Origin of the sequence: Actinotalea sp. JY-7885 (genome assembly GCF_014525465.1) — a bacterium.
Taxonomy (GTDB): Bacteria; Actinomycetota; Actinomycetes; order Actinomycetales; family Cellulomonadaceae; genus Actinotalea.
Map to the genome: position 1 here is coordinate 1 of NZ_JACEXH010000100.1, position 12,461 is coordinate 12,461.

The following is a 12,461-nucleotide window of genomic DNA, read 5'->3' on the forward strand; positions in this document are numbered from 1 at the left end:
CAGCCCGGCGCCGTCGGCGCGGATCTGCCACATCGCCGACGCCTCCGCGCCCGGCGGGATGACGCGCGCGGCGCTCGTGCCCGCGTCCGCGGCCATCGCACGGGCGCGCTCGAGCGCCTCCTCGCGCGTGGCGCCGCCCATCTCGACCATGAGCCAGCCGGCGCCCGGCGGGAGCGCGGGCACGTGCGCCTCGCCGCGGTGGCGGCGGACGACGTCGACCAGGCGCGCGTCGAGTCCCTCGACCGCGAGCGGCGAGTGCGCGAGCAGGGCGGGCACGGCGTCGGCCGCCGACGGCATGTCCGGGTAGCCGAGCACGACCAGCACCGCGGCGTCCGCGACGGGGACCAGGCTCACGGTGGCACCGAGCACCGTGACGAGGGTGCCCTCGGTGCCGACGAGCATCTTCGCGAGGTCCGTGCCGTGCTCGGGGAGCAGGTGCTCGAGCGAGTAGCCGGACACCTGCCGGCCGAAGCGCCCGAGCTCCGTGCGCACGGTGCCGAGGTTCGTCGTCACGAGGTCCGCGAGGCCGGGCACGGCGTCGAGCGCCCCCGCGCCCCGGCCGGCGGTGAAGCGGCGCCCGCGCCCGTCGACGACGTCCAGGCTCACGACGTTGTCCGCCGTCCGCCCGTAGGCGACGGCGTGCGGGCCGCACGCGTTGTTGCCGATCATGCCGCCGAGGGTCGCCCGGTTCTGCGTGGAGGGGTCCGGGCCGAAGCGCAGCCCGTGCGGCCTGGCCGCCGCCTGCAGGCTGCTCATCACGACGCCCGGCTGCACGACCGCGGTGCGCGCGTGCGGGTCGATCTCGCCGATCGCCGTGAGGTGGCGCGACGTGTCGACGACGATCCCCGTGCCGACCGCGTTGCCGGCCACCGAGGTGCCGCCGCCGCGCACCGTCAGCGGCGTGCCCGTGCGGCGCGCGACGTCGGCGACGGCGACCAGGTCGTCGACGTCCCGCGGGAAGACGACGACCTGCGGCACGACGCGGTAGTTCGAGGCGTCGGTGCTGTACTCCGCGCGGCGGCGCGTCGAGTCGTCGACGGCGCTCCGGCCCGCGCGGCCGAGCGCGGCGCGCAGCTCGTGCAGCACGTCCGCGGTCGAGGCGGCGGGCGCGTCCGGGGTCGTGGTCACCACAGTCCGATCCTCCCACCACACCGGGGCCGGGGTGCCCGCCGTCCGACGTGCGGCCCGCGGCCGCGCGGGAGAGCCTGAGGCCCAGCCCCGGCCGGCCGTCGGGGCGACGTCGACCCATGGAGGACGCATGCGCGCAGTGACCTGGCAGGGCACGGAGAAGGTCGGGGTCGAGTCGGTCCCCGACCCGACGATCCAGGAGCCCACGGACGCCGTCGTCCGGGTCACATCGACGGCCATCTGCGGCTCCGACCTGCACCTGTACTCGACGCTGGGGATGTTCATCGACCGCGGGGACGTGCTCGGCCACGAGGCCATGGGCATCGTCGAGGCGGTCGGGCCCGGTGCCGCCTCGCACCTGAAGGTCGGCGACCGCGTGGTCGTGCCCTTCGTCATCGCGTGCGGCGCGTGCCACAACTGCCGGCGCGGCCTGACGACGCAGTGCGAGACGACCCAGGTGCACGAGCACCACAAGGGCGCGCAGCTGTTCGGCTACACCAAGCTCTACGGGCAGGTGCCGGGCGGCCAGGCGCAGTACCTGCGGGTCCCCCAGGCGCACTACGGGCCGATCGTGGTGCCCGACGACGGCGCGCCGGACGAGAAGTACCTCTACCTCTCGGACGTCCTGCCCACGGCCTGGCAGGGCGTCGAGTACGCGAACGTGCCGGCCGGCGGGACCGTCGTGGTCCTGGGCCTGGGACCGATCGGCCAGATGGCCGCGCGCGTCGCCGCCTACCGCGGGGCCGGGCGCGTGATCGCCGTCGACCTCGTCACCGAGCGCCTGGAGATGGCGCGCCGGCACGGCATCGAGGTGCTGGACCTGCGCGACCACGACGACCTGCCGGCGTCGATCCGGGACCTGACCGACGGCCGCGGTCCGGACAGCGTCATCGACGCCGTCGGCATGGAGGCGCACGGCTCGCCCGTGGCGGAGGCGACCCACAAGGTCGCCGCGTTCCTGCCGGACGCCGTCGCCCGCAAGGTCATGGACGTGGGCGGGCTCGACCGGCTGGCCGCGCTGCACACGGCGATCTCGGTCGTCGGCCGCGGCGGCACGATCTCGCTCTCGGGCGTCTACGGCGGGGCCGCGGACCCGATGCCGATGATGGAGCTCTTCGACAAGCAGGTCACCGTCCGGATGGGCCAGGCCAACGTCCAGCACTGGGTGCCCGAGCTGCTGCCGCTCGTGCAGCGCGACGACGACCCGCTGGGCGTCCTGGACCTGCGCACGCACCGGGTCTCGCTCGAGCAGGCGCCGGCCTTCTACGAGACCTTCCAGAAGAAGCAGGACGGCTGCATCAAGGTCGTCCTCGACCCGCAGCTGCCCTGACCCGGACGCACGGGGAGCCGGCGCCCGGCGCGGGCTCCCCGTGCGGTTCGGTCAGGCGAGCGAGGCCTCGAGCGAGATCGTCGTGCCGGTGAGAGCCTTGCTCACCGGGCACGTGTCCTTGGCGTCCTGGGCGGCCTTGTCGAAGCCGGCCTCGTCGAGGCCGTCGACCTCGCCGCGGACGGTGAGCTTGATGCCGCTGATCTGGAAGCCGCCGGCCGGGTCCGGCCGCAGCTCGACGTCGGCGCTGACCTCGAGCGCCTGCACCGTGCCGCCGGCCTGACCCACGAGCGCGGAGAGCTGCATCGCGTAGCACGACGAGTGCGCCGCGGCGATGAGCTCCTCGGGGCTGGTGGTGCCGTCGGCGTCGTCCGCGGCACGCTTGGGGAACGACACGTCGAACGTTGCGACCTTCGAGCTCGAGAGCTCGACCTGGCCGCTCCCGTCCTCGAGCGAGCCGTTCCAGGCGGTACGTGCGGTACGGGTGGGCATGGAGACCTCCGGGAAGGGTGATGGACGGGACCTCACGACGCTATCCGGACGAGCGCGAGGCGGCACGGCGGGACCGGGTCGCGGCGGCCATGGCCGCGCACGGGCGCCGCGGCTTCCTGCGCCGGCACGAGGCCCGTCGCGCCGACGTCGACCAGCCGCTGCCGATCGGGCACGGCCAGACCAGCTCCCAGCCCAGCACCGTCGCCCGGATGCTGCGCGCGCTCGAGGTGCCCGTGGGGGCGCGCGTGCTCGACGTCGGCGCCGGGTCCGGCTGGACGACGGCGCTGCTCGCGCACCTCGTGGGGCCCGACGGCGTCGTGGTGGGCGTGGAGCTGGAGCCCGACCTCGTGGCGTGGGGCGGTGCGAACCTCGCGGCGACCGGCCAGCCGTGGGCGCGCGTCGTGGCGGCCCGCCCGGGCGTGCTCGGGCTGCCCGACGAGGGACCGTGGGACCGCGTGCTCGTCAGCGCCGAGGCCCGCGAGCTCCCGGCGGCGCTGGTCGGCCAGCTCGCCGACGGCGGGATCATGGTGATCCCGGTCGCCGGCGAGCTGCTCACGGTCGCGCGCCGGGGGCCCGCGCCGTCGGACGTGACCGTCCGCAGCGAGGGCCCCCACCGCTTCGTCCCCCTGCGCTGAGCGCCCCCCGTCAGCGGGTGTCGCTCGACGGGTCCGTGACCGTCGCGCGGCCCGCCTCGAGCCGTGCGACCGGGACGCGGAACGGGCTGCACGAGACGTAGTCGAGGCCGACGTCGTGGAAGAACCGCACCGACTCCGGGTCGCCGCCGTGCTCGCCGCACACGCCGAGCCCGAGGTCCGGGCGCGCGGCCCGGCCCTCCTCGACCGCGATCCGCACCAGCCGCCCGACGCCGCTCGCGTCGAGCGTCTCGAACGGCGACACGCTGAGCACGCCGCGCTCGGTGTACTCGGCGAAGAACGCGCCCTCGACGTCGTCGCGCGAGAAGCCCCACGTCGTCTGCGTGAGGTCGTTGGTGCCGAACGAGAAGAACTCCGCGACGCCCGCCATCCGCTCGGCGGTCAGGGCGGCGCGGGGCAGCTCGATCATCGCGCCGATCGGGATGTGCAGCTCGACCCCCTCCTGCACCGCCACCTCGGCGAGGATGCGCTCGGCCTCGTCCCGCACCAGGTGCAGCTCCATCACGGACGCCGCGAGCGGCACCATGATCTCCGCGTGCGGCTGCCCGCCGGCCCGCAGCCGCTCGGCCACCGCCTCGGCCACCGCCCGGATCTGCAGCGCGAACAGGCCCGGGACGACGATCCCCAGCCGCACGCCGCGCAGGCCCAGCATCGGGTTGGCCTCGTGCATGCGCCGGACGGCGCCCAGCAGCACCCGGTCGCGCTCGAGCTCCGCGGCATCGACGTCGTCCCCGCGCTCCTGGCGCTCGGTCGCGACGGCGACCCGCACCGACAGCTCGGTGAGGTCCGGCAGGAACTCGTGCAGCGGCGGGTCGATGAGGCGGATCGTCGTCGGGAGACCGTCCATCTCGGCGAGGATCTGCACGAAGTCGCTGCGCTGCAGCGGCAGGAGCGCGTCGAGCGCGGCCTGGCGGTCGGCGTCGTCCGCCGCGAGCACGAGGCGCTCGATGAGCACCCGCCGCTCGCCGAGGAACATGTGCTCCGTCCGGCAGAGGCCGATGCCCTGCGCGCCCCACGTCCGGGCCCGGCGCGCGTCGTCTGGCGTGTCCGCGTTGGCGTGCACGCGCAGGCGCCGCACGACGTCGGCGTGCGTGAGCACGCGGTGCACCGCCTCCACGAGCTCGGCCGTGTCGTCGTCCTGGGCTTCCGCGAGCGCGGCCTCCAGACCCTCCTCGAGGTAACGGACCACGGGCGACGGGACCACGGGCACGGCGCCGAGGAAGATCTCGCCGCTCGAGCCGTCGATCGCGATGACGTCGCCCTCGTTCACGACCCGGTCACCCACGGTGAACCGCCGCCCGACGACGTCGACGTCCAGCCGCTCGGCGCCGACCACGCAGGTCGTGCCCATGCCGCGCGCGACGACCGCCGCGTGCGACGTCTTGCCGCCGCGCGAGGTCAGCACGCCCACCGCGGCGATCATGCCGCCGAGGTCGTCCGGGTTGGTCTCGCGCCGCACCAGCACGACGTCCTCGCCGGCGGCACGCCGCTCGACCGCCGTCGCGGAGTCGAACACGGCCCGCCCGACGGCGGCGCCCGGCGAGGCCGCCATGCCCGTCGCCAGGAGGTCGCGCTCGGCGGCCGCGTCGAACTGGGGGAACATCAGCTTGCTCAGCTGGGCGCCGGTGACCCGCTCGAGCGCCTCGTCGAGCGTGATGAGGTGCTCGTCCACCAGCTGGGTCGCGATCCGGAACGCCGCCGCCGCCGTCCGCTTGCCGACGCGGGTCTGCAGCATCCAGAGCCGGCCGCGCTCGATCGTGAACTCGATGTCGCACAGGTCCCGGTAGTGGGTCTCGAGCGAGCGCATGGCCTGCCGCAGCTCGGCGTACGAGGCCGCGTCGAGCCTCTCGAGGTCGGCCAGCGTGAGCGTGTTCCGGATGCCCGCCACGACGTCCTCGCCCTGCGCGTTGGGCAGGTAGTCGCCGTACACGCCCGGCTTGCCGGTCGCGGGGTCGCGCGTGAAGCACACGCCGGTGCCCGAGTCGGCGCCGAGGTTGCCGAACACCATGCTCACGACGTTGACGGCCGTGCCGAGGTCGTTCGGGATCCGCTCGCGGCGGCGGTAGAGGCGCGCCCGCTCGGTGTCCCACGAGCCGAAGACGGCGGTGATGGCAAGGTCGAGCTGCTCGCGCGGGTGCTGGGGGAACTCCCGCCCGGACTCGCGGCGCACGATGGCCTTGAACTCGTCGACGAGCTCCTCGAGGTCGGACGCGGGCAGGTCCGTGTCCGCCGTGACCCCGCGGGCCGCCTTCTTCGCGTCGAGCGCGGCGGCGAACAGGTCACCGTCGATGTCGAGCACCGTCTTGCCGAACATCTGGATGAGCCGGCGGTAGGAGTCCCACGCGAAGCGGTCGTCGCCGGAGAACTTGATCAGCCCCTGCACCGACGCGTCGTTCAGGCCGATGTTCAGGACCGTCTCCATCATCCCGGGCATCGAGAACTTGGCGCCCGAGCGGACGGAGACCAGCAGCGGGTCGTGGAAGTCGCCCAGCGAGCGGCCCAGCGCGTCCTCGAGGCGGCGCAGCGCCATGGTCACCTCGACGCGCAGCTCGGCCGGCAGCTCGCCCGTCTCGCGGAACCGCCGGCACGCCTCGGTCGTGATGGTGAAGCCCGGTGGCACCGGCAGGCCCAGGCGGGTCATCTCGGCGAGGTTCGCCCCCTTCCCGCCGAGCAGGTCCTTCTGGTCCTTGCTGCCCTCGCTGAAGTCGTACACGTACTTCGCCACGGCCCTGCGCCTCCTCGCGCGCGGACACCCGCCCCGTTGCGTGCGTCGCCTCGTCCCAGGGTGCGCCTCGGGGGACGGATAGCAAAAGGACCTTCGGCCCTGCGTCGGAGGTCCCATCCCGGCGCGGGAGGCCGGCCCTAGCGTGGGCTTCGCGCGACATCAGGCGGGTGTGGCCGGGACCCACGTCGACCCGCCGTAGTCGGTTCGTCGAGAGGTACGGCGATGGTGCACACACTCGCTCGGTCCCTGGTCCTCGCCGGAGAGCACTCCGGTGGCGAGGTCAACCTCGTGCTCCCCGACCTCAGCGTCGCGAGCGGGCTCGGCGTGAGCGGCCGCGTCCTGCTGCTCGCGGGCCTGGTCGTCTGCGGGCTGGGCCTGGCGTTCGGGGCGACGGCGTACCTGCAGCTGCGCCGGCTCGCGGTCCACCCCGCGATGCGCGAGGTGTCCGAGCTCATCTACTCCACGTGCCGGGCCTACCTGCTCAAGCAGGGCCGGTTCCTGCTCGTGCTGTGGGGCTTCATCGCCGCGGTGATCGTCGTGTACTACGGCGTGCTGGTCGGGCTGCCGGCCGGCCGCGTCGGCATCGTCATCGCCTTCAGCCTCATCGGCATGGCCGGGTCCTACGCGGTCGCGTGGTTCGGCATCCGCGTGAACACGCTCGCCAACTCGCGGACCGCGTTCGCGGCGCTCGCCGGGCGCCCGCTCCCCCTGCACCGCATCCCGCTGCGGTCGGGCATGTCGATCGGCATGGTGCTCATCAGCCTCGAGCTGTTCATCATGCTCGTGATCCTGCTCTTCCTGCCCGCGGACCTCGCCGGCGCCTGCTTCATCGGCTTCGCGATCGGCGAGTCGCTGGGCGCCGCGGCGCTGCGCATCGCGGGCGGCATCTTCACCAAGATCGCCGACATCGGCTCCGACCTCATGAAGATCGCGTTCAAGATCAAGGAGGACGACGCCCGCAACCCGGGCGTGATCGCCGACTGCACGGGCGACAACGCCGGCGACTCGGTGGGCCCGAGCGCCGACGGCTTCGAGACCTACGGCGTCACCGGGGTCGCGCTCATCACGTTCGTGCTCCTCGCCGTCGGCGACCCGGTCGCCCAGGCGACGCTCCTGGTGTGGGTCTTCGTGCTGCGCGCCGTCATGGTGGTCGCCTCGGGTGTCTCCTACCTCCTCAACGACGCGTGGGCACGCGCCCGCTGGGCCGACGCGACGCGGATGGACTTCGAGCGCCCGCTCACGACGCTCGTCTGGCTCACCTCGGGCCTGTGCATCGCCGCGACGTACGGCACGACACGGCTGCTGCTCGGCCCGGGCAGCGAGCTCGGCGCGGCCGACGCCGACCTGTGGTGGCGGCTCGCGACGATCGTCTCGCTCGGGACGATCGCCGGGGCGCTGATCCCCGAGCTCGTCAAGGCCTTCACGTCGACGAGCAGCCGGCACGTGCGCGAGGTGGTCAAGAGCTCGCGCGAGGGCGGGGCGTCGCTCAACATCCTGTCCGGGCTGGTGGCGGGCAACTTCTCGGCCTTCTGGCTCGGCATGGCCGTCGTCGGCCTCATGGGGGGCGCGGCGCTGCTGAGCACCCAGGGGCTGGACGAGATCATGATCGCCCCCGCGGTCTTCGCGTTCGGGCTCGTGGCGTTCGGCTTCCTCGGGATGGGCCCGGTGACGATCGCCGTCGACTCCTACGGCCCGGTCACCGACAACGCGCAGAGCGTCTACGAGCTGTCGATGATCGAGGAGGTCGACCCGTCGGGCAGCGAGTCGCAGGCGCTGCTCGGGGTCCCGGTCCAGTGGGACCGCGCCAAGCACATGCTCGAGGAGAACGACGGGGCCGGGAACACCTTCAAGGCGACGGCCAAGCCGGTCCTCATCGGCACCGCCGTCGTGGGCGCCACGACCATGATCTTCTCCATCATCATGACGCTCACGGACGGCCTGACGATCGGCCTGGAGAACCTCTCGCTGCTGCACGCGCCCTTCCTGCTCGGCCTCATCACGGGCGGCGCGATCATCTACTGGTTCACCGGCGCGTCGATCCAGGCGGTCACGACGGGCGCCTACCGCGCGGTCGAGTTCATCCGGACCACGATCAAGCTCGACGGTGCGACGCGCGCCAGCGAGGCCGACTCCCGGCGCGTGGTCGAGATCTGCACGCAGTACGCGCAGCAGGGCATGCTCACGATGTTCCTGGGCCTGTTCTTCGCGACGCTGTCGTTCGCGTTCGTCGAGCCGTACTTCTTCATCGGCTACCTCATCTCGATCGCCGTCTTCGGCCTCTACCAGGCGATCTTCATGGCGAACGCCGGGGGTGCGTGGGACAACGCGAAGAAGATCGTCGAGGTGGACCTGCACGCCAAGGGCACGGCGCTGCACGACGCCACGATCGTGGGCGACACGGTCGGCGACCCGTACAAGGACACGTCGTCGGTCGCGCTCAACCCGGTCATCAAGTTCACGACGCTCTTCGGCCTGCTGGCCGTCGAGCTGGCCGTCAGCCTCGAGGCGCAGGGCCAGCACACGCTGGTCCTGGTCCTGGCCGGGGTGTTCTTCCTGGCCACGACGTTCTTCGTGCACCGGTCCTTCTACGGCATGCGGATCCGCACGCCGCTGGAGGACGACCGCGACCGCCTGCCGGAGGCACCCCCCGCGCCCGACGCGGTGCACGAGGGCGCGCAGGAGCCGGCCGAGACGCAGCCGTCACCGACGCTGGTCCGGAACGGCGAGTGAGGTGCGCGTCGCCGTCCGGTGGTCCGATGCGCTGATCGGCGGCGACGGTCACGTGTGGGGGCACGACGCCGGCTCCACGCTCCTGCGCCGCCTCCTGCGCGTCTTCCCCGACGCGCAGGTGGTGGCGGCGGGGCACGGCCGGCTCGGGCACGGCGTGGGGTTCGACGTCGTGCCGCTCGAGCTGGTGGACGGCGACCGGACGGTCCTCATCTCGATGGACGTGCTGGACTCGCCGTCCGTGTGGCGCACGATGCGCGCGACGAGCCGGCACCCCCGCCTCGTCAACTTCGTGTGGTGGAGCCCGTCGGAGCACGTGGAGGCGGTGGACCGGGCCTCCCTGGCGCTCTCGTGCGCGCTGTTCCCCACGTTCGCGAACTCGCAGCGGACGGCCGACGAGGTCCGCGCCGCCGTGCGCGAGTGGACGGTGCCCGCGCTCGCCGACGGCGCGCGTCTGGCGTGGGCGGACCTGGGCATCCGCCTCGCGCACCTGCAGCCCCGGCACGAGCCCGAGGTCCCCGTCGTGCTCTACCCCGCCATCCACCTGGCGCCGCGCAAGCGTCCGGACCTGTTCGTCGCCGTCGTCGAGCGCGTGGCGCGGCGCACGCCGGTCCGCGTCGAGGCCCGGCTCGAGGAGCAGCACCTGGTCGGGGAGGCCGCGCTGCGGCTCGCGCGCCGGGAGTGGGCGTGGGTCGGCCCGCTCACGCCGACCCGTGAGGGGTACTGGCGAGCCCTGGCGGGCACGACGGCGTTCCTCGCCACGGCCGAGGAGGAGTCGTACGGGCTCGCGTACGTCGAGGCGCTGGTCGCGGGCGCCGTCGGCGTGCTGCCGGACCTGCCGTGGGCACGCGCGATCCTGCCGCCCGGCTACCCGTTCCTGTACCGGGACGCGGCGCAGGCCGAGGCGATGCTCCTGCGCGCCGTCACCGACACCGCCGGGTGCCGCCGTGCGCTCGACGCCGCCGCGGACGGCAGCTTCGCGCAGTGGCTGGGCCGCCGGCACGACGACGACCGCTTCGAGCACGCGATCGCGGCCAGCGTCGCGCAGTGGTCGGCGCCCGCGCCGCCGGCGCGCGGCGGCGGGCGGCTCAGCTGAGCAGCGGGTCCGTGGGGCCGTAGGGCGGCACCTGGATGCGGCGGGCGTCCGCGGCGACGACGTCGTCGGCGTGCGCCGCCAGCGAGGCGGGCGTGTCGACGCCGGCGCGAAAGAACCGACCCGACAGGGCGTCGAGGCCACCGTCCGCGATCGCGACCAGGAGGTCGAGCGACGCCTCGACGGGCGTCCACTCGGTGCGCCCCTCCCACGTCGGCATGCTCGCGGTCATGTCCGTCGCCACCACCCCGGGCGCCAGGTCGAACGCCCGCAGCCCGGCGTCGCGGTACTGGGAGTCGAGCACGCTCGTGAAGCGGGCCACCGCGGCCTTGCTGATCCCGTAGCCCGTGTACGCGGGCGACGGCCGGTACGCCGAGCCCGAGTTGATCGTGACGACCCGGCCCGTGCCGCGCGCGAGCATGCCCGGCAGCAGCGCGTGGGTGACCAGGAGCGGGCCGCGCACGTTGGTCTCGACGACGCGCCAGACGTCGGCGGGGTCGTCCTGGTCGAACGACACCTCGCGGCGCTCGATGACGCCGGCGTTGTTGACCAGGAGCCCGACGCCGCCGTGCGGCGCGAGCGCCTCCTCGGCGCGGTCCGCGGCCGCGCGGACCGCGTCCGGGTCCGTCACGTCGACCGGTACGACGGCGGCCGCCCCGCCCCCGTGACCGGCGATCTCGGCCGCCACCGCCTCGAGGTGCGCGGGCGTCCGGCCCAGCAGGGCCACCTGGAAGCCGCGCCGCGCGAGCCCGACGGCGAGGCCGCGGCCGATCCCGCGACCCGCCCCGGTCACGACGGCCGTGCGGGGCGCGGGGGTGGTGCGGTCAGCCATGGGTCCTCCCGGGACTCGGTGTCGTCAGCGGCTTGGCCATGCCGAGCAGGGTGAGGTCCGGCCGCCGCGGGACGCCGAAGCGCTCGTCGCCGTAGGGGAACGGGTGGCGGACGCCCGTGAGCACGAAGCCGCGGCGCTCGTACCAGGCCAGCAGCTCGGGCCGGTGCTCGAGCACGGTGAGCTCCAGGACCTCGCGGCCCCACGCGCGCGCCTGGTCCTCGGCGGCGGCGAGCAGGCGGCGGCCGACCCCGCGGCCCTGCCGCATCGGGCGCACCGCGAACATGCCGAGGTGGGCGGTGCCGGGCCGGCGCTCGACGTGGCAGCAGGCCAGGAGACCGTCCTCGTCCTCGAGGACCAGGACGGCGCCGTCGTCGTCGGCGACGAGTCGGCGCACCATCTCGGCGTCCACCCGCTGCCCGCCGACGAGGTGGCTCTCGGTGGTCCAGCCCAGGCGGCTCTCGTCCGACCGGTACGCGGAGTGCACCAGCGCGACCACGGCCTCGGCGTCGGCGAGGCGCGCCGCCCGCGGCGCGGTGACGCCGCCCGAGGGCGCGCCCGCCAGGGCCGCGTCGTCGCCCATCACAGACCCTCGGCGACCGCCGCGGTCACGTGCAGCCACGCGTCGCGCGTCTGCTGGGAGAGTGCGTCGTAGTCGATCGGCCGTCCGGTCACCAGGGACGCGTCGTAGGGCACCTCGAGCACCACCCGCGTGAGGCGGCCGAAGTGCTGGTGGAGGCGGTCGGCGAGGGCGTCGTCGCGCTGCGCGGCGGGTGCGGAGAGCACGGTGACGGCGCGGCGCACGAGGTCCTCGTGCCCGGTCGCGCGCAGGGCGTCGACGGCCCAGGCCGCCGACTGCGCGGTGTCCTCGCGGACGGTCGAGACGATGACCACCTGGTCCGCCGCCTCGATCGCCGCCTGCCAGTTCGACGCCCGCATGTTGTTGCCCGTGTCCACCACCATCACCCGGTAGAACCGGGACAGCGTGCGGTGCAGCGAGCGGAAGGCGAAGGCGTCGATCGACGCGGCGGAGGCGGCGTCCTCGTCGGACGCGAGCACGTCGAACTGCGCCGAGCCCTGCGCGCGCACGTACGTGTCGAGGTCGCCCACGCGCGCCGACCCCGCGTCCTCGAAGCGGTGCAGGTCCTGGAGCAGGTCCACGGCCGTGCGGTGGTGCTGGGACTGCTGCGAGCGCCAGCCCAGCGTGCCGCGCGTCTCGTTGTTGTCCCACGCGAGGGTGTAGCCGCCGCGGTGCACCCCGAACGTCGAGGCCAGCATCATCGTGGCCGTCGTCTTGTGGGCGCCGCCCTTGGGGTTGATCACGACGACGGTCTTGGGGCCGTCGAAGGTCCGCTGCACCGCCGCCACGGCCGCGCGGCGTGCCCGCTCGGCGGGCCCCGGACCCGGAGCGACGAGCCCACCGGTCAGCCGGCGCACCGTGGCCTGCCAGCCCTGCTCGGCCGGTCCGGCGGCGGGCGCGGGCCGGG

At 74.2% G+C, this 12,461-nt stretch carries 10 protein-coding genes; 4 read left to right on the top strand and 6 right to left on the bottom strand.

Translation table 11 applies throughout. The annotated features are described in order from the left end of the window. The coding region (locus IDM29_RS10445) for an FAD-binding oxidoreductase (protein WP_375372405.1) at nucleotides 1–1,128 on the bottom strand (1,128 nt) is incomplete at its 3' end. A 130-nt stretch (nucleotides 1,129–1,258) separates the two neighbouring features. Here IDM29_RS10445 and IDM29_RS10450 point away from each other — a divergent pair. Beyond that, entirely contained in the window at nucleotides 1,259–2,458 is a 1,200-nt protein-coding gene (locus tag IDM29_RS10450) for a zinc-dependent alcohol dehydrogenase (RefSeq protein ID WP_182113005.1), read from the top strand. A gap of 51 nt (nucleotides 2,459–2,509) precedes the next feature. On the opposite strand, the gene IDM29_RS10455 is transcribed toward IDM29_RS10450, so the two are convergent. Further along, the gene (locus IDM29_RS10455) at nucleotides 2,510–2,947 is read right to left on the bottom strand and encodes an OsmC family peroxiredoxin (RefSeq protein WP_182113004.1); all 438 of its coding nucleotides are present in this window, start codon (nucleotides 2,945–2,947) and stop codon (nucleotides 2,510–2,512) included. Nucleotides 2,948–2,967: 20 nt separating this feature from the next. On the opposite strand from IDM29_RS10455, the gene IDM29_RS10460 reads away from it, so the two are divergent. Continuing rightward, on the top strand, nucleotides 2,968–3,582 hold the full coding sequence (locus tag IDM29_RS10460) for a protein-L-isoaspartate O-methyltransferase (protein WP_188037496.1): 615 nt from the start codon (nucleotides 2,968–2,970) through the stop codon (nucleotides 3,580–3,582). A gap of 10 nt (nucleotides 3,583–3,592) precedes the next feature. Here the strand turns inward: IDM29_RS10460 and ppdK are convergent, their stop codons facing one another. Further along, nucleotides 3,593–6,325, bottom strand: a complete 2,733-nt coding sequence (gene ppdK, locus IDM29_RS10465; RefSeq protein WP_188037497.1) for a pyruvate, phosphate dikinase — start codon at nucleotides 6,323–6,325, stop codon at nucleotides 3,593–3,595. Nucleotides 6,326–6,547: 222 nt separating this feature from the next. Here ppdK and IDM29_RS10470 point away from each other — a divergent pair, with 222 nt between their 5' ends. Then, a complete protein-coding gene (locus IDM29_RS10470) occupies nucleotides 6,548–9,055 on the top strand; it encodes a sodium-translocating pyrophosphatase (protein ID WP_188037498.1) in 2,508 nt (835 codons plus the stop codon). A gap of 1 nt (nucleotide 9,056) precedes the next feature. Continuing rightward, the gene (locus tag IDM29_RS10475; RefSeq protein ID WP_188037499.1) at nucleotides 9,057–10,148 is read left to right on the top strand and encodes a glycosyltransferase; all 1,092 of its coding nucleotides are present in this window, start codon (nucleotides 9,057–9,059) and stop codon (nucleotides 10,146–10,148) included. On the opposite strand, the gene IDM29_RS10480 is transcribed toward IDM29_RS10475, so the two are convergent. The 3 genes from IDM29_RS10480 to IDM29_RS10490 form a co-directional block, all read right to left on the bottom strand. Then, nucleotides 10,141–10,977 carry an SDR family oxidoreductase gene (locus tag IDM29_RS10480; protein ID WP_188037500.1) on the bottom strand — a complete coding sequence of 279 codons (837 nt, stop codon included), beginning with the start codon at nucleotides 10,975–10,977 and terminating at the stop codon, nucleotides 10,141–10,143. The two genes, IDM29_RS10475 and IDM29_RS10480, sit on opposite strands and share 8 nt — an antisense overlap. Beyond that, on the bottom strand, nucleotides 10,970–11,557 hold the full coding sequence (locus tag IDM29_RS10485; protein WP_188037501.1) for a GNAT family N-acetyltransferase: 588 nt from the start codon (nucleotides 11,555–11,557) through the stop codon (nucleotides 10,970–10,972). The genes IDM29_RS10480 and IDM29_RS10485 overlap by 8 nt, the downstream gene beginning before the upstream one ends. Further along, on the bottom strand, nucleotides 11,557–12,461 hold a 905-nt coding region (locus IDM29_RS10490; protein ID WP_188037502.1), incomplete at its 5' end, for a cobalamin biosynthesis protein CobQ. The genes IDM29_RS10490 and IDM29_RS10485, both read right to left, overlap by 1 nt.